Source organism: Acidobacteriota bacterium, assembly GCA_022340665.1.
GTDB lineage: Bacteria > Acidobacteriota > Thermoanaerobaculia > Thermoanaerobaculales > Sulfomarinibacteraceae > Sulfomarinibacter.
Window position 1 is genome coordinate 1 of the sequence record JAJDNM010000123.1, and the last position, 25,552, is coordinate 25,552.

General features: G+C 61.6%; 22 protein-coding genes. 20 read left to right on the forward strand and 2 right to left on the reverse strand.

Translation table 11 applies throughout. The features are described 5' to 3' along the window. From LJE93_13390 to LJE93_13415, 6 genes are all read left to right on the forward strand, one after another. Positions 1-383, forward strand: a 383-nt coding sequence (locus tag LJE93_13390; GenBank protein MCG6949898.1) for a hypothetical protein, incomplete at its 5' end; no start/stop codon positions are given. Continuing rightward, a complete protein-coding gene (locus LJE93_13395) occupies positions 380-1,378 on the forward strand; it encodes a VWA domain-containing protein (GenBank protein ID MCG6949899.1) in 999 nt (332 codons plus the stop codon). The genes LJE93_13390 and LJE93_13395, both read left to right, overlap by 4 nt. Further along, positions 1,372-3,129 (forward strand): VWA domain-containing protein, encoded by a 1,758-nt coding sequence (locus LJE93_13400; GenBank protein MCG6949900.1) that lies wholly within the window; start codon positions 1,372-1,374, stop codon positions 3,127-3,129. Before LJE93_13395 ends, LJE93_13400 begins: the two co-directional genes overlap by 7 nt. Further along, positions 3,126-4,790 (forward strand): BatD family protein, encoded by a 1,665-nt coding sequence (locus LJE93_13405; GenBank protein ID MCG6949901.1) that lies wholly within the window; start codon positions 3,126-3,128, stop codon positions 4,788-4,790. The genes LJE93_13400 and LJE93_13405 overlap by 4 nt, the downstream gene beginning before the upstream one ends. Positions 4,791-4,794: 4 nt before the next feature. Then, complete coding sequence (locus tag LJE93_13410; GenBank protein MCG6949902.1) at positions 4,795-5,907, forward strand: sensor domain-containing diguanylate cyclase; 1,113 nt, start codon at positions 4,795-4,797, stop codon at positions 5,905-5,907. A gap of 446 nt (positions 5,908-6,353) precedes the next feature. Then, entirely contained in the window at positions 6,354-7,853 is a 1,500-nt protein-coding gene (locus LJE93_13415) for a Do family serine endopeptidase (GenBank protein MCG6949903.1), read from the forward strand. A gap of 71 nt (positions 7,854-7,924) precedes the next feature. Here the strand turns inward: LJE93_13415 and LJE93_13420 are convergent, their stop codons facing one another. Continuing rightward, positions 7,925-8,233, reverse strand: coding sequence for a DUF3467 domain-containing protein (locus tag LJE93_13420; GenBank protein ID MCG6949904.1), 309 nt, complete (start codon positions 8,231-8,233; stop codon positions 7,925-7,927). A gap of 271 nt (positions 8,234-8,504) precedes the next feature. Between LJE93_13420 and LJE93_13425 the strand changes: the two genes are divergently transcribed. From LJE93_13425 to LJE93_13455, 7 genes are all read left to right on the forward strand, one after another. Further along, on the forward strand, positions 8,505-9,287 hold the full coding sequence (locus LJE93_13425) for a hypothetical protein (protein MCG6949905.1): 783 nt from the start codon (positions 8,505-8,507) through the stop codon (positions 9,285-9,287). 101 nt (positions 9,288-9,388) lie between these two features. Then, complete coding sequence (locus LJE93_13430; GenBank protein MCG6949906.1) at positions 9,389-10,108, forward strand: outer membrane lipoprotein carrier protein LolA; 720 nt, start codon at positions 9,389-9,391, stop codon at positions 10,106-10,108. Positions 10,109-10,139: 31 nt separating this feature from the next. Then, on the forward strand, positions 10,140-11,297 hold the full coding sequence (gene tgt, locus LJE93_13435) for a tRNA guanosine(34) transglycosylase Tgt (protein ID MCG6949907.1): 1,158 nt from the start codon (positions 10,140-10,142) through the stop codon (positions 11,295-11,297). A 47-nt stretch (positions 11,298-11,344) separates the two neighbouring features. Beyond that, entirely contained in the window at positions 11,345-11,599 is a 255-nt protein-coding gene (yajC, locus tag LJE93_13440) for a preprotein translocase subunit YajC (protein MCG6949908.1), read from the forward strand. A 13-nt stretch (positions 11,600-11,612) separates the two neighbouring features. After that, entirely contained in the window at positions 11,613-13,178 is a 1,566-nt protein-coding gene (gene secD, locus LJE93_13445; protein MCG6949909.1) for a protein translocase subunit SecD, read from the forward strand. 12 nt (positions 13,179-13,190) lie between these two features. Continuing rightward, on the forward strand, positions 13,191-14,369 hold the full coding sequence (gene secF, locus LJE93_13450; GenBank protein ID MCG6949910.1) for a protein translocase subunit SecF: 1,179 nt from the start codon (positions 13,191-13,193) through the stop codon (positions 14,367-14,369). Positions 14,370-14,597: 228 nt separating this feature from the next. After that, positions 14,598-16,811, forward strand: coding sequence for a bifunctional (p)ppGpp synthetase/guanosine-3',5'-bis(diphosphate) 3'-pyrophosphohydrolase (locus LJE93_13455; protein MCG6949911.1), 2,214 nt, complete (start codon positions 14,598-14,600; stop codon positions 16,809-16,811). 20 nt (positions 16,812-16,831) lie between these two features. Here the strand turns inward: LJE93_13455 and rpmB are convergent, their stop codons facing one another. Then, positions 16,832-17,029 carry a 50S ribosomal protein L28 gene (gene rpmB / locus LJE93_13460; protein ID MCG6949912.1) on the reverse strand — a complete coding sequence of 66 codons (198 nt, stop codon included), beginning with the start codon at positions 17,027-17,029 and terminating at the stop codon, positions 16,832-16,834. A gap of 432 nt (positions 17,030-17,461) precedes the next feature. Here rpmB and LJE93_13465 point away from each other — a divergent pair, with 432 nt between their 5' ends. Genes LJE93_13465 through LJE93_13495 form a run of 7 tightly spaced genes read left to right on the forward strand, consistent with a single transcriptional unit; the run spans position 17,462 to position 25,519 of the window. Then, positions 17,462-18,511, forward strand: a complete 1,050-nt coding sequence (locus LJE93_13465; GenBank protein MCG6949913.1) for a pilus assembly protein PilM — start codon at positions 17,462-17,464, stop codon at positions 18,509-18,511. A 4-nt stretch (positions 18,512-18,515) separates the two neighbouring features. Beyond that, positions 18,516-19,127, forward strand: coding sequence for a PilN domain-containing protein (locus LJE93_13470; GenBank protein MCG6949914.1), 612 nt, complete (start codon positions 18,516-18,518; stop codon positions 19,125-19,127). Between the two features lie 19 nt (positions 19,128-19,146). After that, a complete protein-coding gene (locus LJE93_13475; protein MCG6949915.1) occupies positions 19,147-19,737 on the forward strand; it encodes a type 4a pilus biogenesis protein PilO in 591 nt (196 codons plus the stop codon). Next, the gene (locus LJE93_13480) at positions 19,734-20,255 is read left to right on the forward strand and encodes a hypothetical protein (protein ID MCG6949916.1); all 522 of its coding nucleotides are present in this window, start codon (positions 19,734-19,736) and stop codon (positions 20,253-20,255) included. The genes LJE93_13475 and LJE93_13480 overlap by 4 nt, the downstream gene beginning before the upstream one ends. A 31-nt stretch (positions 20,256-20,286) precedes the next feature. Next, positions 20,287-22,641 carry a type IV pilus secretin PilQ gene (gene pilQ, locus LJE93_13485; protein ID MCG6949917.1) on the forward strand — a complete coding sequence of 785 codons (2,355 nt, stop codon included), beginning with the start codon at positions 20,287-20,289 and terminating at the stop codon, positions 22,639-22,641. 12 nt (positions 22,642-22,653) lie between these two features. Continuing rightward, entirely contained in the window at positions 22,654-23,217 is a 564-nt protein-coding gene (locus tag LJE93_13490; GenBank protein MCG6949918.1) for a hypothetical protein, read from the forward strand. A 19-nt stretch (positions 23,218-23,236) separates the two neighbouring features. Next, complete coding sequence (locus tag LJE93_13495; GenBank protein ID MCG6949919.1) at positions 23,237-25,519, forward strand: IPT/TIG domain-containing protein; 2,283 nt, start codon at positions 23,237-23,239, stop codon at positions 25,517-25,519. The last annotated feature ends 33 nt before the right edge of the window (positions 25,520-25,552 follow it).

Here is a 25,552-nt window from a genome sequence, read left to right on the forward strand (position 1 = left end):
TGCCGGCACTGGCTCCTTTCGATGAGTTGGCGGCTCTTCTCGATCGCCTCGGCGGACGGATCGGCCGGGAGCCGGCCGAGGCCATCTGTGATCGTTTGGCCGGCGGCTTGCGCCGGTATCTCGAGCGCGCGAGTGGCGAGCCGGCGGAGGAGATGACCTCATTCGAGCTGCGATTGCTGGCTCGCAGGTTGGAATGGCCGGAGACGGTGCAGCGCGGGATTCACGCCGTGATGGACACCGCTGACCGGGTTCGCTTCGGACGCATGCCGGCCGATGAGAATCATCTCCGACGAGCGATCGAGGAGAGCCGCGGCGTGGCCGAAGACCTCGAAAAACACCTGGTCGCGGATGATGAAGCGGAGGAACTGGAGGCCACCGGATGATACGGCTGGCCGCGCCCATGTGGTTGGCTCTCGGTGGCGTCGGGCTGATCGCCGCGATCCTGTGGCTCCTTCGCCGGCGATGGCAGCGCTATCCATTCCCGATTGGCGGAAGGGTCGAGGGAAAGCGAGGCGGACGATTGAGTTGGACGGCGATTGCCGGGATTCTGGCGGCCCTCGCCTTCGCGCCCCTGGCGGTGTCTCTGGCGCGGCCCCAGGAAGTGCTCTCGAGGCAACTCGAACACGCCGAGGGCGTGGACATGGTGGTGGTTCTAGATATTTCGGGTTCGATGGCAGCGCTCGACTTCCAGCCCACCGATCGCCTTGGTGTCGCCAAGGAGACAATTGCAGACTTCCTCGAGCGCCGTCCTCACGATCGCATAGGACTCGTCGTCTTTGCCGGCGCAGCAGTCACGATCTGCCCCCTGACTCTCGATCACGAGGTTGCCGGCCATCTTCTCGAGCAGGTCGAGCTGCGAACGCTGCCCGACGGGACGGCCATCGGGCTGGGGCTCGGAACGGCGGTCAACCGCCTGCGGGTGTCGACCTCCGACTCCAAGGTCATTGTGCTGGTGACCGATGGCTCCAATAACGCTGGCCAACTCGACCCCCGGACTGCGGCAGAGCTCGCGAGGGACGAGGAGATCACCGTTCATACCGTTCTCGTTGGCAGGGGCGGGAAGGTGCCGATTCCGGTGTGGATGCGCGATCCGCGGACCGGGCGCGAGTTTTCACAGATTCAGAACGTCGAGGTTGAGATCAACCCCGAGCTGCTGGCCGAGATCTCGCGAAGCACCGGCGGTGCCTCGTTTCGCGCCCGCGATCCAGAGGCGCTTGCCGAGGTCTTCTCCGAGATCGACAGGATGGAAAAGACTGTCTTCACGTCGACCCGGCTGGTTCGCTACCGTGAACGATTCGAGCCGTGGGCGCTCGGTGCACTCATTCTGCTGGCCGCCGGCGTGGTGCTCGAGGGGGTGGCTGGGAGGACGCCGTGGTGACCTTCGCCGAGCCCTCGCGCATGGTACTGCTCGTGGTTCCGGCGCTCGCCGCGATGCTCGCCCTGTATCGCCACCGGCGCAGGCTGCAACAGCAACGCCGGCTCGCTTCGCCCGGCGTATGGCACCGTCTCATGGGTGGCGTTCCGGCAACCGGTCTGGTTCGATCGATTGCCTGGTGTGTGGCGGCAGTCTTGCTGGTGCTCGCCATCGCACGCCCGCAGTGGGGTGAACTCCCGGCCGAAGAAACGGTTCGCACGAGGGATCTTGTGATCGCTCTTGACGTGTCCGACTCGATGCTGTGCGAGGATCTCCGACCCTCCCGCCTGAGCCGTAGCATCGAAAGCCTCACGCGCCTCCTGCCCCAGCTCGAGGGCAACAGAGTGGCGGTTGTGGTATTTGCGGGCGACGCCTATTCTCTGGTTCCGCTGACCACCGATCTCGGCGCGGTGGCGGTCTTTCTCGACGGTGTGAGTCCGGGGATGGTGGCGCTGCCAGGCTCCAACATACAGCGGTCCGTCGAGGGTGCCCTGAAGCTCCTTCCACCTGAAGGCGAAGGACGCGTGATGCTGCTCTTCACGGATGGCGAGAACCTGCAGGGTGACGTGGATGCCGCGACGACCGCCCTGTCCGAAGCCGGAGTGGGCCTCCTCGGCGTCGTGGCGGGCACCGAGCAGGGTGGACCGATTCCGGAGCACGACGAACGCGGTGCGGTGCACTACAAACGTGATCAGAACGGTCAGCCGGTGGTGACCCGCGCCCATCCCGAAGTTCTCGCCGGCATCGCCGATACGGTCGGCGGTGAGGTTGTGAGCCTCGGCGATCCCGAGGTCGTGCGCAAGATTGCGGAGGCAGTCGAGCGGCTGCGCACCCGCGAGATCGACGAGACGCGCAACGTGCGCCGGGTGGAGCGCTTCCCGTTGTTCCTGGTGGTGGCGGCGGCGCTCCTCACCCTGGGGTTCGCTCTCCCGCCGTGGCGGCGATTGGCGGTGGCGACTCTGGTCCTGTTGACCTTCGTGCCGACAGTCAACGCCCAGGACGCTTCGCCGGCGGCTTCGGCACCGCGGGCACAGGCTCCGGCCGCCGCCCAGCCGCAGTCGGCGGAGCCCCTCCCCCCGGCCTCCTGGTGGCAGCGGCTGGTGCCGGGTGGCAGCCGGCGCCTGGCGCGGCGAGGCGTTTCGAAATGGCGTCATCAGGACCTGGAAGGTGCGACCGCGTCGTTTGCCGGAGCGGCCGAGCTCGATCCCGAGCGACCTGAGAGACTCTATGACCTCGGTACGGCACTCGCCGCCGGGGGCAGGCTCGAAAACGCGATTCCGTTGCTGGAAAGTGCGGACAAGGGAGGCGTTCCGGGGGCGGCCTACAACTCGGGTACCGGCGCGCTCGTACAGTCGCAGCCGGACATTGCCCTCGATTGGCTGCGGCGGGCGATGCTGGCGGACCCTGACGACCTCCAGGCAAAGCACAACTATGAGCTGGCCCTGAAGATGCGCGACCAGCAACAACAACAGCAGCAGCAGCAACAACAGCAACAGCAGGACGAGCAACAGGACGAGCAGCAGGAACAGCAGCAACAGGAGAACGAGCAGCAGCAGCCAACTCCGACACCGTCGGCAGGTCAGGGCGCTGCGCCGACGCCGACACCCAACCCGAACCAGCCGCTCTATGCCGCGCTCGAGCGAGCGGAAGCCGAAGCGCGAGAGGCCCTTCGCTCACCAACGCCACAGGCAGGCAAGGTGGAGAAGGATTGGTGAGAGCACGTTCCCTTGCCGTGATCGCCATTCTGGTGGCCGGTGTGACGGCGGCTTCTGCAGCCGAACCAAGCCTCGAGGTTCACCTGGACCCCCGCAGGATCGGAATCGAGGATGCAACTCTGTTGGTGGTGCGTATTCTTGAGCCGGAAGGAACGCCCGAGGTCGATCTCGGACCCCTCGAGAACCTGGAGGTGGTTTCCGGCCCGTCGACCAAGACCGAGTTCTCGTGGATCAACGGTGCTGCCAGCCGTGCCATGAGTTTCAGCTATGTCTTGCGAGCGCTGGAGGTCGGGGAAGGCACAGTCGGACCGGTGACCGTGAGGGTCGATGGCACCGAGCTCAGCTCGGAAGTCCTCAAGGCCGAGGTCGTGCCCGGCAGTGTCGTTCCGCAACAGCCGAGCAGACGTCGGTCGGCGTTCCCATTCGACCCCTTCGAAGACCTCGTTCCGCGTCGTCGGCCGACGAGCTCCGCCCGGGTCGTTCTCAGACAGCTCGTGTCCGATCGGCAGATTGCGCTCGGTGAGCCGGTCAACGCCACCATCGTCCTCGACACGACCGCGGGCGGGGTGGACGGTTTCGAGTGGGTGTCGCCTCCTTCGTACCCCGGCTGGTGGGCGCAGAGGGTTGAGCCGCCCGAGCGGGTGACTGGCGAGGTTGTCGAGGTCGAGGGCGTCCGATTCAACCGTTTTGTGGTCTCGCGACATGTTCTGGTTCCTCTCAAGACCGGTCAGTTGGAAATTCCCGAGGTCGGTGCGCGAATCGGTATTCGAACCGCGAGCCTTTTTGCCCCGCAGCAAGTCGTCGAGCGAAATACCCAGATGATTCCGGTCGAGGTGTTGCCGAGGCCGAGGCCGCCGGAGGGTTTCTCCGGCGCGGTCGGGAATCTCCGTTATCGGGCGAAGTTGGAGCCCGAGCACATCGATTTTGGCGAATCAACGGTGCTCACTATCGAGCTCTCGGGGAACGGCAATCTCCCTCTGGTTGAGCCACCGGCGCTCTGGCCGACGTGTCCGGATTGTGAGAGCTACCCTCCCGAGGAAGAGAGCGACGTCACAGTGGACGCCAGCGGAATCCACGGCAGCCGTTCCTGGCAAATGACTCTGGTACCGCGGAGCGCGGGCGAGGTCGATATCCAGCCGGTGATCCTCGCCGTGTACGACCCGGCCGCAGGCCACTATCGCAGCCACTCCCTGGGTCCTCTCAAGCTGCAGGTCGAGCCACCGCCGGCGACACCAACGCCTCCGGTGGTCGAGGCAACACCAATCCGTGAACGGGAGGCGACGAACGAGGTCGTCTTTTCTTCTCGCGACACCGAGGAAGGTGTGCCGTTGTGGGTATGGATTGTCGGCGCGCTGGCAGCGGGCGTTCTCTTGGGGGGCGTCGTGCCGGTCGTGATCGCACGGCGGAAGAAGGGCGCGCTTCCACCTCGCCGGGACGGCGAAAGCCCCGCGGAACGTGCTCGCGAGCTTCAGGTGGCGTTGGAGAGGTGGTGGATGGATGCTCGGGCCCACGCGAAGGGGCGTGCTCTCGAGGAAGAAATGCGCCAGCTGCGACAGGAGCTCGAAGCGATCAGGTTCGCGCCCGGGAGGGCCGACCACACGGAGACGGTGATCGAGCTCGAAGAGAAGCTGCAACGGCTGATGCGTCGCGTGATACGATGATTTTGTGGGCGCACCAGAGGTCTACAGCCTGCCCCTGGGTGATCTCGAACCCTTCCTAGATCGTAAGCGCTACTCGGCGTTTGCGATGTCACAGCTGCAGCTGCCTTCCTTTCTCGGCGAGATTCTGAGGAAAGCCAACGACTTCGTGCCGTCAGAGGCGGGATCGATCCTGATGGATCGACCGGTGGAAAGGGGGGACACTCCCTCCGAGATCCAGCTCTACTTCCTGGCTGCGTTCGGGCCTTCGAGCGCCGCCCTGCTCGGCAAGAGCTTGCGCGCCGACCGGGGCGTTGTCGGCCACGTCTACCGAACCGGTGAGCCGTACGTCATGGCGGATCCCGAAAGCGATCCGAATTTCTACTCCAAGTTCGACGAGGACCACGAGTTCGAGACATCCGGCGTGGTTGCTGTTCCGGTGCGCATCGAGCGCGCGGTGTGTGGCGTGCTCGAGCTGCTCAATCGATCGGATGGCGAGCGCTACACCGAACGCAACATGAGGATGCTCGAAATATTCGCCCGTTACACGTCGATTTCGATCGAGAATCTCCTCGACGCGCAACGGGCGACCGAAATGGCGCGCCGCGACGACCTCACCGGGCTCTACAATGATCGGTTCTTTCACCATCGGCTGAGTGAAGATCTGATTCGAGCGGATGTGACCCGCTCGACGGTGGCCCTGCTGTTCCTCGACATCGATGACTTCAAGTCTGTCAACGACACCCATGGCCACCTGGCGGGTTCCCAGGTGCTCAAAGAGTTCGGCTGGCTGCTGACCCGGGCGGTGATCGACGAAAAGGCGACCCTCGCGAGATACGGTGGTGACGAGTTCGTGGTCATCCTCCCCGATCACGATCTCGAAGCGGCGTGCAGCGTGGCGAATAACATCCAGAGTGAGCTTGCCGCCACCAAGTTCCTTCAGGGCTCGTTTTCGTGGTCGGAAGGCCCCGTCTATTGGAGGCGCCCTCTGACGAGCTCGATCGGAATCGCAGTCTATCCGCATCATCTGCCTCGGCAGGGCACGACCGACATGAAGAAGAATTTGCTCCTTCGCGCGGCCGATCTCGCCATGTACCGGGGCAAGGAAGACGGCAAGAACCAGATTCGCATCGCGGATTGAAATTCGATCCCGATCCCGATCCCGATCCCGACGCCGCCCACCCACCCACGGTAAGACGGCGCCCCCCTGTCCCCCACCACGGCTGGACGGCTCGACGGGTTCCGCCGGCCAACAACCCACGGCCATCAGGCACCTACGGAAGAGAAGCCAGAATCAATGGTCAACCGTGTTGCCGTCCTGCCGTCTTGCCGTTTTGCCGTCGGGCCGTCAGGCCGTCAGGCCGGAGGGCCCTTCTTCCGCGTCAAAATGGCAGAAACCCGTTCCCAGCAACGGCCGTATTTCGACGGTAGATGCCCGTGCGAAGCGAAAATCTCTGAATTTCGGGTCGATTCGGGTATTTTTCTGAGAAAATGCTGCCAATCGGAAACTTGGCAGGACTTTTGCTGTTGTACATCGGGACGATGCGGTCGCGCCTGAGCGCGCCGGCATTGCGTGGAGGTTATCGAATGAAAAACGATGTCCAGAAAGTCTTCTCACTCGCGGCGGTGATCGTCGCTGCGATCCTGTTCGGGATGGTCCTTTCCGGGGGGCTCGACGTGACTCCGAGGGTCGAAGCTGACCTGTCGGACCCGGTGCCGGCTGCAGCCTCGACCGGAATGCCTCTGCCGGACTTCGCGACCCTCGCGGAACACGTCGTACCGTCCGTCGTATCCGTCTACTCGGACGAGGTGCGGGACTCGTCAGAGGACCAGCGCGGTATGCCGAACGACCCCTTCCACTTTTTCTTCGGGCCGCGCGATGACGGGCGGCGGAATGTGGATCCGCCGGTCCGCCGTTCGTCGGGCTCCGGCTTTTTCATCACCTCGTCGGGGGAGATCATCACCAATAATCACGTCATCGAGGATGCCGACAAGATCCGGGTACGCCTCGCGGACGACGTCGAGTATCGGGTTGAGGTCGTCGGCAAGGACCCGGCCACCGACCTCGCGCTTCTTCGGGTGATCAATCCGGACCGCGACTTCGACCACCTTTCGCTCGGCGACTCAAGCGCTGTCCGTGTCGGTGAGTGGGTGATGGCCGCGGGCAATCCCCTCGAAATGGAGCACACGGTAACCGTTGGTGTGGTTTCGGCCAAGGGGCGGGCACTCGGGCTCTCAGCCGAGTCGAGCTCCTTCGAGAACTTCATCCAGACCGATGCTGCGATCAACTTCGGCAACTCCGGCGGTCCGCTGGTCAACCTTCACGGCAACGTCGTGGGCATCAATACGGCGATCAACGCTGCCGGCCAGAACATCGGGTTTGCGATACCCGTCGACGTGGCCCGCCGAATCCTGCCGCAGCTCCGCGAGCGCGGGCGGGTCGTGCGCGGCTACATGGGTGTGGCAATCCAAAATCTCGAGCCCGGCGAGGCTGAAGCCTTCGGGCTCGACAACAATGATGGCGCCCTCGTGGAGTCCGTAGTGCCGGACCACGCGGCCGACAAGGCCGGAGTACGGCACGGCGACGTGATTGTCTCGGTGAACGGCGAGCCGGTGAAGAACACCCGCCAGCTCATTGACACCGTCTCGGCCCTTCCACCCGGCACGGCTGTCGAGCTCGGTGTGATCCGAAACGGCAAACCTGAGAAATTCAAGGTGGTTCTCGAAGAGCGCGACAGCGGCACCTCCGGTGAGGAACCTGACGATGAATCCAGTGGAGAAGGCACGGTCTTCGAGAGAGTCGGAGTGACCGTTTCCGCGCTGGATCCGATGGTGCGGCGGAATTTCCGGATCGAAGAGGATATCAACGGTGTGGTCGTAACCCGAGTTCGCCCGTTATCACCTGCCGGCGAGGAAGGCATGACGCCCGGGCTGGTCATCACGGAGGCCAACGGCGAGCCGGTCGACAGCCCTGCGGATCTGGGTAAGGTCGTCGAGCAGGTCGATGCGGGAGGCTATGTGCGTCTGTACGTCTATAGCCCGAGAGCCGACGTCTATCGGTTCGTGATTCTGCAGCTCGAGCAGTGACATCGACCTCATGAAGAAAAAAGGCGCACCTTCGGGTGCGCCTTTTCTTTGAAGGTCAGACGGCCGGACGGCTAATTCGTGCCCTTCGGGGATACCTCGGCTGCCCCGTCCGGCGGGTCGGGAATCGGGCCGAATGTATTTTCGTACATTTGAACGTTGTGGTTCAGAGCCCGCAACAACTGTTTCGCCTGAAAGGGGTTCATGATGATGCGCGCTACCACCGGAATGTCCTCGCGCCCCGGCAGCGTACGGCCGAAATCGAGCAGGACTTCGGAGTAGTTGTGGGCGATGCTGACAAAGTTGGAGTAGTGACCGAGACCTACCTCGGCGGTCAGCGTAAGCTTGGGTGTTTTCGGGATCTTGGGCGTTTCGTCGCTCATGATGGCCTCCTCCAGCTGGGTCGGTGTAAGCACGGTAACACGTTGTCAAACGAGAAGCGCATGCCGTGTCGACGACACCGGTGCCACCTTCACAATTGTCCGTATCGATCTGCCGACCCGAACGCGCTGGTGAAATTTGTGAAAGTGGCACCTGTCTCGATTCTTTGAGGATACGTGGTGACCTTGGTGTTTTCGTGGTTCAGAAGGGTGGGTGGACGCGGCATTCGGAATTCGGCTTCAGGCATCTGCAAGCACGTGGCACAATCGTCCAGTGAATCGCGAGGACGAGATTCTGGTGCTCTTCCGAGCGGCGGCGAATGACCGTGAACACGGTGCGATGGAGATCGAGAGGTCTCTTGTTCGCGGCCTGCTCGAAAGTGGGTGCAGGATTCGCCTGGATGCCCTCCACAAGGGTTTGCAGATGCTTGCCGAGGGACAGCCGGCGATGGCCAATCTACGCTCGATGGCGGCATGGATGGCGGCAGTCGAAAGCCCCGCCTCGTGCATGGCCCGGCTTACTCGCCGTGCGGCCGTTCTCGAGGAGCTCCCCGACCGTTTCTCAGCCAACGCCTGGCCTCTCGTCGCGAACCGACGGATGGCGGTAACGATCTCCCGGTCGTCCGCGGTGGCCGCTGTGGTGGAGGGGGCGTGGCAGCGTGGCTGGCAGGGATCGGTAGTTGTGCTCGACGGGACCGCAGCGGGACGGGGAGCCGAGCAGGCCGAGCGGCTGGCCGCGTCGGGAACAGCCGTCGCTCGGCCCGACGCGGCCGCGACCGAGTTGCTCGATCGTGACGCTGTGGTCGTGCTGGTCGGTGCCGACGCGGTTGGGCAAACACGATTCGTCAACGCAACCGGGACCGCGGCTCTCCTCGAGGCGGCCCGTACCCGAAGCGTGGAGACGGTGCTGGTTGCTGATACCGGCAAGGTGGTGGAGGAAGGGGTGGTCGACGAGATTGTCGCGCGTTCTCCGCGTCACCGGGAGGCCCCCGATCGCGAGTGGCCAATCTTCGAGGCGGTCCCGCTCGCTCTGGTGTCCGTTCGCGTCACGGAATAGCGGTCGGCAATCTGCCATCAGGCATCGACAGTTGGATTCCTGCAGGTATTGATAGCCGATGGCAGCTGATTGCTTCGCGCTCTTGTGCTAAAGTACTCGCCGTGAAAGTTTTGCGACGACTGCTGTTGATCGTTTGCCTGGTGTTCCTGACGTCGTTGTCGTCGTCTGCCCCGGCGCCGATAATGGCGCCGATCGACGACCTGGAGGGCAGCGCCAAGCTCGAGGCGCTGATCGAAAGGGTCGTCGAGCGCCAGCGCGCTCTGCAGACCCTCGAGGCAGAGTTCGTGCAGCTCAAAAAGAGCTCTCTGCTGCTTGACGCGGTGGAGTCGACCGGGGTCTTCCTCTTCCGTGCTCCGGATCTGGTTCGCTGGGACTATCAACAGCCGGATCAGATGGTGGTGCTGTTCTCCGAGGATACGGTGACGACCTATCACCCCTTGCAGGCTCGCGCCGAGCGCATCAAGGTGTCGGGGAAACAGCGCCGCTTCGTGAGGGTACTGGCCGGCACCCAGCCGCTTGATGATCTGACCTCACACTTCAGCATTACTCTCGATGACCCGGGTGGGCATGCTCGCTATCTGCTGACTCTGCGCCCGGTCGGAAACATGCTTTCGAAGAAGCTGCAATCGGTGGAGATCGAAGTCGATCGGGACCTTTTTCTGCCGGTGGTGATCGAGTACAACGAGGTTGACGGTGACAGCACCCGCTACGAGTTCAAGGATCTGATGATCAATACGGAGATCGAGGATTCGCGCTTTGACCTCGAACTTGGCGCCGACGTGAAGCTGGAAACCATCGACGCCTCGACCGGCGTCGGCTGATACCGACGCCGGGGTCGGCTCACACTCCTGTATGTTGCCCTTTGCCCTTGTCGCTGAGGACCCCGGAAGCTCTGCTCGAGCGGCCGAACTGACGACGCCACACGGGGTCGTGCAGACACCGGCCTTCATGCCTGTTGGCACCGCTGGCACGGTCAAGGGTATGGCGGCCTGGGAACTCGAACGTCTCGGCCCGGAGATGATCCTCGGGAACACCTACCATCTCCTGCTGCGGCCCGGCCTCGAACGCATCCAACGCCTCGGCGGGCTGCATCGATTGATGGCCTGGTCGGGTCCGATTCTCACCGATTCCGGAGGGTTCCAGGTCTTTTCATTGGCCAAACGGTGCACGATGGATGCCGATGGGGTGACCTTCAGGTCGCACATCGACGGCAGCGAGCACCGCCTGACACCGGAAAACGTCATCGAGACCCAGGCGGGTCTCGGTGTCGATATCGCGATGGTGCTCGATGAGTGCCTCCCGTATCCGGTCGAACACCAGCGGGCACAGACGTCGACGATGACCAGTATTGACTGGGCGCTGCGGGGCCTCGACCGTGCGAAAAAGATCCGCAGTGGTGGCAGGAGGTGGAAGGGCGGCGTGTTTGCGATCCAGCAGGGTTCGCTCGACGCCGAGCTCCGTCGCCGGTCGAGCGAAGATCTGGCGGCGGCCGATTTCGATGGTTTCGCCATCGGGGGCCTGGCCGTCGGCGAGCCGCCGGAGGCGCTGCACGATGGGGTGGCCATGGCAGCCCCGATGCTCCCAGCGGGCCACCCGCGGTATCTGATGGGTGTTGGCTACCCGGAGGACGTGGTGCACGCGGTCGCGTGTGGGGTAGACCTCTTCGATTGCGTGCTGCCGACGCGGTCGGCGAGGACCGGCAAGGTCTTTACCTCGACCGGGGATCTGGTGATCAAAAACGCGCGCTACGCCGACGACACTCAGCCGCTCGACGAAAGCTGTTCCTGCCCGACATGCGGTGCTTACTCCCGTGCTGCCCTGCGCCATCTATTCGTCGCCAACGAGGTCACCTCGGTGGTCCTGTTGACGATGCACAATTTGTGGTACTACATGAACTTGATGCGCGAGGCTCGGGAAGCTATCATGACGGGCCGTTACGCGCGGTTTCGCGCCCGGGTAGAGAGCAGTCGCGGCTCCGTGAGAGGGCGTGAAGTGTCCACTGAAATGTGAGGTGAATCATGGAAGGTGGAGCCGGGGGAGGTCCCCTGTCAATGATGATGATGTTCGCCCTGATTTTCGGGGTTTTCTATTTCCTCGTCATCATGCCGGCCAAGAAACAGCAGAAACAGAAAGACGCCATGGTCGCGGCCCTCAAGAAGGGCGACAAGGTCGTGACGTCGGGCGGGATCTACGGCACTGTGGCTGCCGTCGAGGATCAAACTGTACTGCTCAAGATTGCTGAAAACACCAAAATCCGGATCTCCAAGTCCGCGATCGGCGGTCCGGTTGGCTCGGAAGAAGTTTCTTCCTGAAGCGGAGGCGAGTGTGGACTCGAAAATTTTGTGGCGAGTTGTACTGATCGTAGCGGTCGTGGGGCTGAGTCTCTGGTCGCTGTATCCGCCGGGGGAGAAGATCAACTATGGTCTTGACCTTTCCGGGGGTATTCACCTGGTGCTCCAGGTTCAAACCGACGATGCCATCAAGGCAGAGCTCGATGACGCGTCTCAGCGGCTGGTGAGCCGCGCGCGGGATGAGAACATCCAACTCACCCAGGGCGAGAGCAACATCGAGGACCTGAGCTTCACCGTCCGTGTGCCGGCCGACACGGACCCATCCGCCCTGCGCGAGGTGGCGGACAACTGGGTTCCGGGCTACACGGTGAGGCCCGGAGCCGGCACCTGGACGTTTCAGCTTCCCCCGAACATGGACAAAACGGTCCGCGACATGGCGGTCCGCTCGTCCCTGGAGACCATCTGGAATCGTGTCGATCAGTTCGGCGTGGCCGAGCCGGTCATTCAGCGGCAGGGCCTGGACAGCGATCGTATCCTCGTCCAGCTGCCGGGAGTGGATGACCCTGCGAGGGTCAAGGACCTGATCTCCTCGACCGCGTTCCTGGAGTTCCAGGAGGTAGTTGCCGGCCCGGCGCCGGATCGCCAAAGCCTCCTCTCCTCGATTGGCGGAACTGTGCCGTCCGACTCCGAAATATTGCCAGGAGACCGCCGCGGGCTCGACGGCACGGTGCTCGGAGTCGAGTACTACCTGCTCAAGAAGGCAGCGATCATTTCAGGGCAAGAGCTGCGATCGGCCCGGCGGAGCCAGGACGAGTATGGCCAGCCGGTGGTCAACTTCGCGACCCAGCCACACGCAGCGGAGAAGTTCGGCCAGTACACAGGCTCGCACATCGGTACCCGCATGGCGATTGTCCTCGACGAAAAAGTCATTTCGGCGCCGACAATCGAGTCGAGGATTCCGGGTGACGGCCGGATCACGGGCAGCTTCACGATCGAGGACGCGGAAGATCTTGCATTGAAGCTGCGCGCGGGCGCCTTGCCCGCGACCATCGTTTACCTCGAGGAGCGAACCGTGGGGCCATCGCTGGGGCGTGACTCGGTTGTGCGCGGCGTTCGCGCGGCGGTCGCTGGCCTGCTCATAGTCATGGCCTTCATGCTTGTCTACTACCGGCTCTCAGGTCTCAACGCCAACGTCGCCCTGATCCTCAACCTCATCATTCTGCTCGGGGCGATGGCCTACTTTGGTGCCACGCTGACTCTGCCGGGTATCGCCGGCGTGATCCTCACGATCGGCATGGCGGTAGACGCCAACGTTCTGATCTTCGAGCGAATCCGAGAGGAGCTTCAGGTCGGCAAGACCGTACGGGCGGCGATTGACACCGGCTTCGCCCGCGCCTTCGGTACCATTCTCGATGCCAATCTGACGACTCTGATTGCCGCTCTTTTCCTGTTCAATTTCGGCACCGGGCCCGTCAAGGGTTTCGCGGTGACTCTCTCGATTGGCATTCTTGCGAGCGTCTTTACGGCCGTCTTTGTGTCCCGAACCATATTCATGATGGTGCTCTCGGGTCGCGAACGCGTCGAGAGCCTCAGCATCTGATTGGATTGATCCATGCGCATCATCGGTGACACCAACATTCCGTTTCTCTCATATCGAAAGATTGCCCTGACGCTGTCCGGGTTGGCGATCATCGCCGGCCTGGCTTACCAGTTTCTCGGACCCGGGCTCAACCTCGGCATCGATTTCGTAGGCGGTACCCAGGTCATGCTCAAGTTCCACGAGCAACCCGAACTCGGGGCCCTGCGAGAGTCGATCTCGGAACTGGCCGTTGGCACGCCGCTCATTCAGCGGTTCGACGAGGCCGAAAAGCACGAGATCCTGATTCGTGTGGAAAATCCCGAGGGCGAGGAGGGTGACTTCACCGCCCCGATCCTCGAGATTATGAACGACGATTACAACCGGGATCTCGGGAACAAGTTCGACCTCAACACGAGGGGATCGTTGGATCTCCTCGGCTTGCTCGTGGCGGCCGACCCGGACGGTGTGGGCGGCGATTTCGAGGGCCGCGAGGCCTATTATCAGCCGATGGCCGAGGCGGTGCTCGACTACCGAAAAACCAATGGCATCTTTGGCTCGCTCGATGAGCTCGCGAACGTGGAAGAGTTGAGCGATGCAGCGAGAGCGCATCTCGAGAATGTGGCCGCGGTCGGCGCATTCGCACTGCTCGGAGCCGACAGCGTTGGGCCGGCAGTTGGCGCCGATCTGCAGAAAAAGGCGATGCTCGCAATCGGCTTCTCACTCGTCGGAATGCTCATCTACATCTGGATAAGGTTCCAACTGCCCTACGCGGTCGGCGCGGTGGTGGCTCTGTTTCACGATGTGCTCATCACCCTTACAGCCATCGCAATAACTCATCGCGAGATCAACCTGCCGACGGTCGCAGCTCTCTTGACTCTTGTCGGCTATTCCGTGAACGACACTGTGGTGGTCTTCGATCGGGTGCGAGAGAACCTGAGGTTGCGACGCGGGGAGGATCTCGAGTCCCTGATGAATCTGTCGATCAATCAGACCCTCTCACGCACCCTCATCACCTCCGGCACGACCCTGGTCGTGGTGTTGAGCCTCTACATCTTTGGTGGAGACGTGATCAACACCTTTGCATTCGTCCTCCTCGTCGGCATTCTCGTCGGAACCTACTCGTCGATATTCGTCGCCTCGCCGGCGGCCTTGGGGATGAACAAGCTCCTGACCGCGCGTCGGGAGCGGAAGCGGGCGAGAGGACGCAGATAGAACGAATGCGGAATGAGGAATTCGGAATGAGGAATTCCCACCCGCCCAACCCCGCGGACATCCATTGTGAGCGTGGGGTAGGGCGGGAAATCCAATATCCAGAATCCAAGATCTGAAATCTACCCGTTCGACCGGTCGACCACGGTCCTTCCACCAACCCCTGCTGCGCCAGGCACCGGGAACGACCTGATTTCGGAGTTTTCTTGACCCGAAGGATAAAATAGATGGATGGATGGCGGGTTTGCGACTGCGCGAGTCGAGGAGAAGATCCGCATCGAGGACATCCTCGACCGAATGGAGGAGTATCGTCCCGATCTGGATGAGGACCTGCTCCGCCACGCGTACGTCTTCGCCGCCAATCGGCATCATGGCCAGGTGCGGCGCTCCGGCGAGCCCTACCTGACGCATCCTCTGACCGTAGCGTGGATTCTCGCCGGCATGGAGCTCGACGAGGAAACGGTGGCTGCAGGGCTGCTCCACGATCTCCTGGAAGACACCGAAACGACGATCGAGGAGATCGAAGTCGAGTTCGGAGCCGAGGTCGGCCGGTTGGTCACGGCGCTGACCAAGATCGCCGATTTCGAGTCAAGCTACTCGAGCCGTGAAGCGACCGAGGCCGAGAACTTCCGTCGCCTGCTTCTCGCGTCGGTCGACGATCTGCGCGTCATTCTGATCAAGCTGGCTGACCGGTTGCACAATATGCGGACGCTGGGCTTTCTGCGTCGCGATCGACAGATCGCGATCGCGCGGGAGACCCTCGAAATATTCGCGCCGATTGCCAACCGCCTCGGTATCGGCAGCATCAAGACGGAAATGGAAGATCTCTGTTTTCGGTACCTGCATCCCAAGGAAGCGGAAAAGCTGAACAAGGAGATCGAGGAGCGCAAGGATGCCGCTGACCGCTGGTTTACGGAGATTCAGGGTGTGCTGGATCACCTGCTGGAGGAAAATGGCATTGACGGCAGTATCGACGGGCGGATCAAACATCTCTATTCGATCTTCGAGAAGCTCAAACGGCAGGGGATCGACGTTGCGAATGTGTTCGATTTCCTCGCCTTCAGAATCATCGTGTCGACGGTTGCCGACTGTTATGCGGCTCTCGGGCTGATCCACCAACAGTGGCCACCGGTGCCCGGACGCCTCAAGGATCACATCGCCATCCCCAAGCCGAACGCCTACCAGTCACTCCACACCACCGTGGTTGGCCCGGAGGGCCATCCCTTCGAGATCCAGATTCGGACCGACGAAATGCACAAGATCGCGGAGTACGGTATCGCCGCGCATTGGAGCTACAAGGAAAAGGGGTCACACGCGCCGGCAGAGGACTCACGCGTCGCCTGGCTGCGGTCGGTGCTCGACAATTCCGAAGGGACGTCGCCGCGCGAGTTCATCGATTCCCTCAAAGTCGATCTCTATCCGGACGAGGTGTACAGCTTCACGCCTCGCGGCGATGTGTTTTCCTTTCCACGCGGCGCCACCATCCTCGACTTCGCCTATCGCGTCCACACCCAGGTCGGCCACACCTGTGTCGGTGGGAGGGTCAACGGCCGCTGGGTTCCGCTCAAGACCGAAATCGTGAATGGCGACATTGTTGAAATCACGACCTCGAATCGCCAACGACCGCATCACGATTGGCTCAACATTGTTGCCACCAACCGAGCCCGTTCGAAGATTCGCGCGTGGCTCAAACGAGAGGAGAAAGTTCGCGCACTCGAGGTTGGTCGCAAGCTCGTCGATCGTGAGCTCCGCAAATTTGGCTCCTCCCTGCGATCGGTGAGTGGGAGCGAGGAGTTCCGGGAGCTGCTTCAAACCGGCTCGTACGCGAATGAGGATGACCTGATCGCTGCGATCGGTTTCGGCAAGGTTCCGGTCAACAGCCTCACAGCGGCCTTTCGCAAGGAGGACGAACCGTCGGCGGAGTCCGAAGCGCCGGCGCCGAAGAGAAAGTCTGTCGCGGCCGCCAAGAGCGACCACGCCCTCGAGGTTTCCGGCGATGCCGATTTCCTGGTGTATCTGGCGAAATGCTGCAAACCGCTCCCCGGCGAGGAGATCGTCGGTTTTGTGACCAGGGGCAAGGGAGTCGCCGTGCATGCGCGTGACTGCCCCAACGTTCGCAACCTTCTCTATCATCCGGAGCGCGAAATCGAGGTGCAGTGGGCGCCGAGCTCGGCGGCCTCGAAGGCTCCGAAGTCCCAGGTCGATGTCGACATGTCGTTCAACGACAGCTCGGGAATGCTGGCCTCGATCTCACAGGCCATTTCGTCCGAAGGCAGCGATATCCTCAGCTGCCGACTTCGCACCGAGCCCAACGACACGGGCTTCGCCGCCATGACTATCGTCGTCCACGACGCCGACCAGCTCACCCGTATCCTGAGCCGTCTTCAGGGCCTGAAAGGGATGCTGCGGGTCGAGCGACGCGGCCAGGCTGGAGCGGCCTCATGACCGCGCGAGTGCTGTCGGAGCTAAATGCGGGGGGCTTTGGTGACCTTGCCCGAACGGATACAGCGGGTGCAGACCTTGATGTACTTCGGGCTGCCATCCACCATCGCGCGCACTCTCTGGATGTTGGGTTTCCATCTCCGCTTGGTCAGGTTGTGAGCGTGGGAGATGTTGTTTCCGGTCATCGGGCCTTTGCCGCAGATTTCACATCGCTGCGCCATACTGAAAGTCCTCCTCGAGGTCCCCACGCGGGGGTTGAATTACATACCACAGGTGGCTCTGTTTTTCAAGTACGGACGTCTCTCTTGTACCCATATTTTTGTCATCAGAAGCTCCGAAGAGCGCACTCAGAGGCGAAATGAAGGGGGGTATTTCGTTGTCGAATAGCGATTGGTCGGACGCGATATTTCGGCTTCTGGTCGAGGAATTGTGTGCCGAAATAGTGGGTCGGCCGAGCGCTTGGAATTCATCAAACCGTGTCTCGAACTCTCACCGGCAATTTCGTGTGAGTACCGGTGGAGTATGTTGTAGATCACTCGAAGCCTTTTTTGGTGTGATCCATATTCTTGACCTTAGAGGGACCTTTTGTTACCTTCAAAGTAGAGGGGTTTATGATCCTGTCCAGAAAAACTTCTGCGATTAAGGTGTAAGCCGTGTTTGGAAAGACAAAAAAACAAGTCGTCGGTTGTGATGTCGGATCATCCGCGATCAAGATTGTAGAGTTGAAGCCACTGAAAAGCGGCGAATTTCAACTTCTCCATGCGGCAATCGCAGATCTCTCGCCGGAAGCGATTGTCGATGGGGCGATAATGGACTCGTCACTTGTTGTTGAGGCATTGTCGCGATTGATTTCCGAAAACAATATCAAGAATCCGAATTTCGGTGGCTCATTGTCGGGCCATTCCGTGATCATCAAAAAAATACAACTTCCGTCGATGACGGACGCCGAGCTCGCAGAGTCGATTCAGTGGGAGGCCGAGCAGTACATCCCGTTCGACATTAATGATGTGAATCTCGACTACGTGGTCCTCAAATCTGAAGCGGCCGACACGATGGACGTGCTGTTGGTGGCGGTGAAAAAGGATCGCATCGCGGACTACACGTCGGTCATCGTTCAAGCGGGCAAGGATCCGGTGCTGGTCGATGTGGACGTCTTTGCACTGCAGAACGCGTTCGAGGCCAACTATGATCTGGATCCCGAGGCGATCGCACTGGTCAACATCGGCGCGTCGGTGATGAACATCAACGTGCTCTATCACGGGAATTCGATCTTTTGGCGGGATGTGGCCTTCGGGGGGAACCAGTACACCGAAGCCATTCAACGGGAACTGAGCCTGTCCCGAGAGGACGCCGAGCGCCTGAAGCTCGGCGAGAAGGTCGGAGAAAATACTCTTCAGCAGGTGCTCAGCGTGCTCAACAGCGTGTCCGAGGATCTGACCGCAGAGCTTCAGAAGACGATCGATTTCTTTGTTGCCACCTCATCGGTCGATCACATCGATCGTGTGGTGCTCGCGGGCGGAAGTGCTCAGATCGTCAGTCTCGACGAGGTGATCCGAGAGCGCTTTCAGGTCGCCGTCGAAGTCATGAACCCGTTCCGGAACATCCGCTACAGCGAGTCCGACTTCGATCCCGAGTGGATCAACCGACACGCTCCGGCGATGGCGGTGGCGGTGGGCCTCGCGGTGCGCAGGGTCGGAGAGTGACGCGATGATCAAGATCAATCTGGTAGCGGAGACTCCGGCAGCGGCGACCACCAAAACCGAGCGCCCGCAGTTTTCGCTGGGCGCCAAGCAGGGCGACATCATTCTCTTGATCGTGCTGGCCGTCGCCTTGATCGTGGTCGGCACCCAGTGGTACCTCCTGAGCCACAACCGGTCCGAGCTTCAAGAGGTCGAGCGTCAGCGTCGGAAGGAACGCGACGAGTTGCTGGTCTACATCAAGAGGGTAGAAGAGCTCGAGGCCAAGCGCGACGCACTGCGACACAAGATCAATGTGATCAATGAACTGAAGCGCAATCAGCAGGGTCCGGTTCGGATCCTGGATGAGGTGTCGCGCGCCCTGCCCGAGCTCGTTTGGCTGACTCAGCTGACGCTCAAGGGGAACAATGTCGAACTGAGGGGTACCGCGATGGATGAGAACGCGGTCGCAAACTACATATCGAACCTCGAAGCGTCGCCGTTCTTCGACGAGCCGAACCTCAGGAACATGGCTCGAGGGCGGGGTGATACCTTCAGTTTTGGTCTGAATTTCAACTTTGACAATTCTCCGCCGGAAATCGAGGCGGCCGAGGGCTCGCAAGCCGCGAGCTCCGGTCAATGAGGACGGGGGTCATACAGCCATGGCGATAGATCTCAACTCCAAGCCCTGGTACGTGGCGGCCATCGTCGGTCTGGTCCTCGGTGTCGCGATGTACGTTGTCATGAACATATACGTGTTCAAGGACATCCGCACTGACATCGAGCGTCTCGAGGCCAATATCGATCAGCTCGAGCGTGAGATCGAGAAGGGCCGTGCGGCGAAAGCCGACCTGCCGCGCCTCGAAGAGGACATCCGCAACTACGAAATCGAGCTCGAGCGTCTGCGCAGGATTCTGCCAACCAAACGCGAGACCGACAACCTGATCAAACGTGCCAAGCAGCTGACCGAGCAGGGACGTTTCCGCCTGACCCGTTTCACGCCCGGGAACTTCGAGGAACGTGACTTCTATATGGAGTGGCCGATCCGGGTGGGTCTCGATGGTACCTATCACGAGCTCGGACTCTTCTTCGACCGCCTGAGCAAGTTTGCGCGGATTATCAATGTCACCGAACTGACGATCAATCCGATGAAACAGAGTCAGAATAACGAGGGATTCACGATCACGGCCGACTTCGTGCAGCGCACGTATATTTATAAAGAAGAGGTGCCCGAGACGGAGACGCAGCAATGAACCGCAATATTCTTTTCACGTGTGGTTTGATTGTGTTGCTGGCGGCCGGTGGCACCGCATGGTCGCAGGAAGAGACACCCGCGGCCGAGCAAGAGTACTCCCCTCTGACCGACGAAGAGGTCGATGTGTCGGGAATCGAACAGATTCTTCGCGGCGAGGAGGAGGTGCTTGAAGGCAGGATGTTCAGCTACGACCCGGCGGGTCGAAGAGATCCGTTCCGGTCGCTTCTCGGAGGCTTTGAAGAGACCGAAGAGGGGCCTGCCAGGAAGCGCCCTCCCGGCCTGCCGGGGATGATGGTCGAAGAACTTCAGCTCGAAGGCATCATCGACACGCCGAGCGGCATTCTGGCGTTCGTTCTCGGTCGCGACAACGTGTCCTACGTCATCTACCCGGGAACCAAGTTGTACAACGGTGAAGTGGCGGATATTCAGCCCAAAAAGGTGGTCTTCTGGCAATACGTGAATGACCCCAATCGACGGAAACAGTACGACGAAGTAGTGCGAGAAATCACGGATTAGCCGTGATCTGAGAGGAAAAATGGGGGACGGCATGATGATGAAAAACGTCCGCATCCTGGTGGCGGCTGCAGCTTGCGTCCTGCTGGGTATGCCGCTCCTCGCCGAGGAGCCCGTTCCGGTGATTCAGGGAATGGGTGTGGAGGCGGGGCCGTCAGGGCCCGTGCTCCGGGTCCGGGCGACGGGGGAGCTTGAGACGGTCCACTATTCGCCGCAGCCGGGTGTGTGGGTCGTGGAGCTGCCTGAGGCGAGCTGGGACCAAAGCGCGGGACTCATCGTGGAACCCGATCTCGGGATTGAGCGCGCAGAGCTCAACCACGTCGACGAGTTCGGGAAAAAGGTGTCTCGCCTCACGGTCTGGCTCGAAGATCCGGCGCAGCTGACGCTGAGCCGTTCAGCCGAAGGGCTGGAGCTCGCTTTTGCCTCGTTCGGGGACCTCAGCGCCGGTGCGCCGATTGCCGTCGCTCGAGAGGAGGTCGACGTTTCCGCCTCGCGGAAATCTGCGTCGACCACCCGGAATGATTCGCCAGCAGCGATCACCGGCTCCGCGAGCCTGGTCGACGTCGTGCCGGTGCGCACGGGCGACGGAGTGGTCGTCGAGCTGAAGTCGGATCGACCGATTTCGGTGCAGGCGTTCACCCTCCCCCAACCGCGGCGATTGGTTCTCGACCTCGACGGCGTCATCAACCGCGTCGACCGCCACCTGTTGCCGGTGAATTCGCCCCTCGTGAGCCAGGTGAGGGTGGCGCAATTCCAGGCGACCCCGGTGCCGGTGACCCGCGTTGTCGTCGATCTTCGTGACGACGCAGAATATGCGGTCGATGAAACCGACTTTGGTGCGACGGTCAGTGTGGGCACCAATGGTGCCGCCCTGCCGGCGGTCACCGAGAGGGTTGACGTCGCTACCGCGGGGACTATCGAAGTCTCTCGGTCGACGCCCGAGACCATTGAGCAGCCGGAGCCGGCTCAGGAAGTCATGTCGGCGATCTTTGATCCGCCAGAAGAAACCGCGAAGGCCGAGTTCGCCGGCAGTCCTCAGCCGGCCGAACGCAGCCCATGGGTGGCGGACAGCTCGCAGCTGATCGAGCAGGCTGAAGCGGTCACCGTCCTCGAAGGCCCGACAACCTCGGCCGAAGGGTTCGAGGCAACCGAGGTCTCTACCGAAGAGCAGCAGTTCACCGGCGAACCCATCACACTGACCCTCAAGGACGCCGATATCAAGGATGTTCTCAAGACCTTCTCGGTGTTGACCGATATGAATATCGTCCTCGACCCCTCGGTGGGCGGCTCGGTGACGGTGGAACTCCACGACGTGCCGTGGGACCAGGCGCTTGATTTGATCCTCAAGATCAATGGTCTGGACTATGTGCTCGAGAACAACGTGTTGCGCGTCGCGCCGATCTCCAAGCTCGCAGCGGAGAAGAGCGCCAGGGCGGCGTTTGCCGTGGAGCAGGAGAAGGCCAAGCCGATGAGTACGGTTCTGAAACCGATCTCGTACTCCAAGGCGGGCGATATCGCCAACCTCCTGTCGAGCGACAGCTATTTGCTGTCGAGCCGCGGGTCGGTGACGGTGGACGAGCGGACAAACACCCTGATCATCCGTGATGTGATGGATCGGATCGAGGGCATCATGCGCCTCATCGAATCACTGGACCTTCCGACTCCTCAAGTAGTTATCGAAGGCCGCATCGTCGAAACGACCAAGCAGTTTTCACGCGCTCTCGGTGTCACCTGGGGCTTCCGGGGAACCATGGATGCAGAGCATGGAAACGATACCGGATTGAAATTCCCCAACTCGATCGAGATGACAGGCGACGTCCTGCTGCCGGCGACCGCAGCCAATGGTCTGTTTGGACTGACGTTTGGCGATATTCTCAACACCTTCAATCTCGATTTCCTGCTTTCGGCGGCTGAGTCTGACAACCAGGCGAGGGTCGTATCCACTCCACGCGTAACGACCCAGAATCTGAAGACCGCTACAATTCGCTCGGGTCTACAGATTCCGGTGCAGACGGTGGCCAACAACACGGTCACGGTTCAGTACGTCGACGCGACACTGCGCCTCGAAGTGACTCCGCAGATTACCGCAGAGGGCACGGTCAATCTCGACATCTCGATCAAGAAACAGCGTCCGGCTCCGGAATTCGCCGTGACCGGTGGACAAAACGCGCCGATCTTCACGCGCGATGCCGAAACCGAACTCCTCGTACGTGATGGTGGCACCACGGTTATTGGGGGGATTTACGAGCTCACTTCTGGGGACGGCGAAAACAGAGTGCCTGGTATGCACAAAATCCCGCTTTTCGGGTGGCTGTTCAAGAACAAAGCGATCAGGCGAGATCACGATGAGCTCCTGATCTTCATTACCCCGAGAATCGTGAAGTACTAGGTGGAGGATCAGATGAAGCGCACCATCAATCCCGTCTTCGTCGCGCTCGCCCTCGCCGTGGTGACCGTATCCTGCGGTGGCGGCAGCACCCTCGACAACACCGAGGCGTCGGTCTACCTGACGATCGATATCGACGAATACAACCCGGATATCGATATCTGTTCCCAGGGGTTCGACATCGCCATCTCGCAGATGTCGATCGCGTCGGAGACGAAGGACCCCGCGGGAGATGCCACCGCGCAGCAGGACGTGAATTTGAAGCAGTGGGTGGTCAAACCCTATCGCACCGACGGCGGGACGACTGCATCACCGGAGTGGACGTATGACCAGGCAGTCTTCGTTCCCGCGGGCGGTAACGCGGACCTCGAGAACTACAGGGTGTATCCCTTCGAGTACCTGAGTGAGGTGCCGCTGGCGTATCTGCTGCCGGAGAATGGCGGGTTCGATCCCGAAACCGGGAACATCAATATCCGCCAGAGCTTCGAGCTACAGATCTTCGGTCAAACCGTGTCGGGCAAGCGTGTTGCCACGACACCGATATCGATCGCTTTCAATTTCTTCTGTGCGGGCCAGTAACGAGTGGGGGTCTGAAACCATGAAGAGGTTTATTCCGTTTATTGCTCTCTTGACGCTGGTCGTCATGGTTGGATGCTCGGCCGACAGCCCGAAACCAAGTAATGGCACGCCCGGCGTCGTTCCAACGCCGGCGTCCGATACGTGGGCCGTCAGCTCGCTGACCGCATCGAACACCGCGCCGTTCGTCGGCTCTGTCATTCTGTTGCAGGCCGACGTGACCCTCAACAGCTCGGAGGCTCCGGATGACACGGTCGTCACCTTCGAGGCCAGCGGCGGCGAATTCTCGAGCGGTAGCACCACGGCTTCGCCCCTGACCTCGGATGGGTCCGCGTCGGTGGCTTTCGTCGCCGAAGAGGCGGGTTCATACGCGATCAGGGCCCGCGTCAAGGGAGCGAGCCGCGAGATCGTGGTGGAATATCAGGATCGCGCGTCCACCGACGCGCTCCAGCTTTCGGGAGTCGATCCGCGTCGCGGATCCTATGCCGGAGGCGACCAGGTCACGATCACCGGTAAGGGGATCCAGGCCCCGGTGGACGTTTTCTTCGATCTCGACGGCTTCCCCTATCAGGCGATCATCGTCGGGGTGACCGAGAGCGATCCGCTCAGCGCGGACGGCACGATCACCGTCGTCACCCCGGCCTTCACAGGGACAGACACCGGCATCCAGCAGACCGCCGACGTACGGGTGAACACCAACGCGGGCACCGGCTCCCAGGAGAGCGACACGCTGCCCGACGCGTTCGTGCTGCTGCCCGGCGGCGGGCCGCTGATCTTCGGCGTCCAGCCGGCTTCCGGCCGGTCCTCGGGCGGCGAGGTGGTCAACGTGCTCGGCCAGGGCTTCGGTTCGGTGGCCTCTGACCTCAGCGTCAGCTTCGCAGACACCGCCGGGGTGGTAAAGATCGGCACCGTGATCTCGGTGTCGCCGGACGGCACTCAGATCCAGGTCGAGACGCCTCGCTTCAGCACCGTCCCGCTGACCGCCGACGAACCGCAGGACGTGACGGTGGCGACGGTGGACGGCGTGACCTCTCTCGAGGACGCCTTCATCGTGCTCGCCGATGAGCCGACGCCCGAGATCGCGTCGATCTCACCGACCGCGGGACCGCTCGATGGTGGCACGCTGGTGACGATCTTCGGCAGCGGCTTCCAGGTGCCGATGCAGGTGTTCTTCGGCAACCTCACCGCCATCGACGTCAACGTCTTCAACGACACCACGCCGGCCGACAACGACCGCATCACCTGCGTCACCCCCGATTACAGTCAGCAGGGCGACGTGCCGCCGGTGGAGGTCGACGTCAGGGTGCGGAACATGAACTCCGGGAACGAGGCGAGCTACAGCAGCTTCACCTACGGCGACCCGCTCTACATCACCGGCAACACGCCGACCGAGGGCGGCCTCGGCGATCTCGTCATCATCTACGGCTCCGGCTTCGAGGACCCGCTGCAGGTGTTCCTGGGCAATGCGTTGATGGAAGTTATCAGCGTCTCCGGCACCGAGCTCGTGGTCAAGATTCCGGACGATCTGGCGACCGAATGTGGCGGTTCGGCCGGAACGTTCGAGGTCGTTCTCCTCGAGACCGGTCTCAGGACCTCTGGCGGCAACTTCCGCATCGTCGGCAACACCCCGACCGTGCTGTCGGTGAACCCCATCATCCTGCAGGAACAGATGGGTGGCGATCTCTATCCGAATGACATCACGATCACCGGCCAGTCCTTCGCGGACGAGGTGCTGGTGCAGGTCGGCTCCTACATCATGCCGTCGTCCTACGTGACAGTGAACAGCGACACCTCGATTGATGTCGACAATCTGCCTGAGGTGTCGATCCTCGGCATCACCTTTGGGACGACTCCGTGTACGACTGCCGGCGGACTGCCTGGTGCTCAATCGTCGGCGACGCCCCTCCCTGTCTCGGTCACCAACTTCCCGGGGTCCTGTACGGACACGCTCGCTGGCGCCCTGGTCGTCGAACCGTTGGCGAGCACGTGTACCGCGCTGTCGATGTCGGTCTCGCCGACAAACATCGACTTCGGCACCTCTGCAAGCACGCAGACGTTTACGATCACGAACGACGGTCCGGGACCCTACGGATGGACAACCACCCTGAGCGACTCGGACGGCGTGTTCACGGTGTCGCCGACCACCGGCTATCTGAGCCCCGGCGAAGCCGTGTTGGTGAACGTGACGTTCTCTTACGCGGGTGGCGCGGGCACCCACAACGGGTCCATTTCCTTCACGACCAATCCTGTCGGAGTTCCTGGATCAGAGGTGACCGTAACGTTAAATGCAGAAACACCCCCCTAACGGAGAAATTTTCCCGCCGGCCTCGACGGGCCG

Coding starts and splice junctions, on each gene's coding strand:
- yajC (MCG6949908.1), top strand. CDS start 11,345: ATGATGTTCGCCCTGATTTTCGGGGTTTTCTATTTCCTCGTCATCATG.
- tgt (MCG6949907.1), top strand. CDS start 10,140: ATGTTGCCCTTTGCCCTTGTCGCTGAGGACCCCGGAAGCTCTGCTCGA.
- LJE93_13480 (MCG6949916.1), top strand. CDS start 19,734: ATGAACCGCAATATTCTTTTCACGTGTGGTTTGATTGTGTTGCTGGCG.
- LJE93_13415 (MCG6949903.1), top strand. CDS start 6,354: ATGAAAAACGATGTCCAGAAAGTCTTCTCACTCGCGGCGGTGATCGTC.
- LJE93_13420 (MCG6949904.1), bottom strand. CDS start 8,233: ATGAGCGACGAAACGCCCAAGATCCCGAAAACACCCAAGCTTACGCTG.
- LJE93_13490 (MCG6949918.1), top strand. CDS start 22,654: ATGAAGCGCACCATCAATCCCGTCTTCGTCGCGCTCGCCCTCGCCGTG.
- pilQ (MCG6949917.1), top strand. CDS start 20,287: ATGATGATGAAAAACGTCCGCATCCTGGTGGCGGCTGCAGCTTGCGTC.
- LJE93_13475 (MCG6949915.1), top strand. CDS start 19,147: ATGGCGATAGATCTCAACTCCAAGCCCTGGTACGTGGCGGCCATCGTC.
- LJE93_13455 (MCG6949911.1), top strand. CDS start 14,598: ATGGATGGCGGGTTTGCGACTGCGCGAGTCGAGGAGAAGATCCGCATC.
- secF (MCG6949910.1), top strand. CDS start 13,191: ATGCGCATCATCGGTGACACCAACATTCCGTTTCTCTCATATCGAAAG.
- LJE93_13495 (MCG6949919.1), top strand. CDS start 23,237: ATGAAGAGGTTTATTCCGTTTATTGCTCTCTTGACGCTGGTCGTCATG.
- LJE93_13470 (MCG6949914.1), top strand. CDS start 18,516: ATGATCAAGATCAATCTGGTAGCGGAGACTCCGGCAGCGGCGACCACC.
- LJE93_13395 (MCG6949899.1), top strand. CDS start 380: ATGATACGGCTGGCCGCGCCCATGTGGTTGGCTCTCGGTGGCGTCGGG.
- rpmB (MCG6949912.1), bottom strand. CDS start 17,029: ATGGCGCAGCGATGTGAAATCTGCGGCAAAGGCCCGATGACCGGAAAC.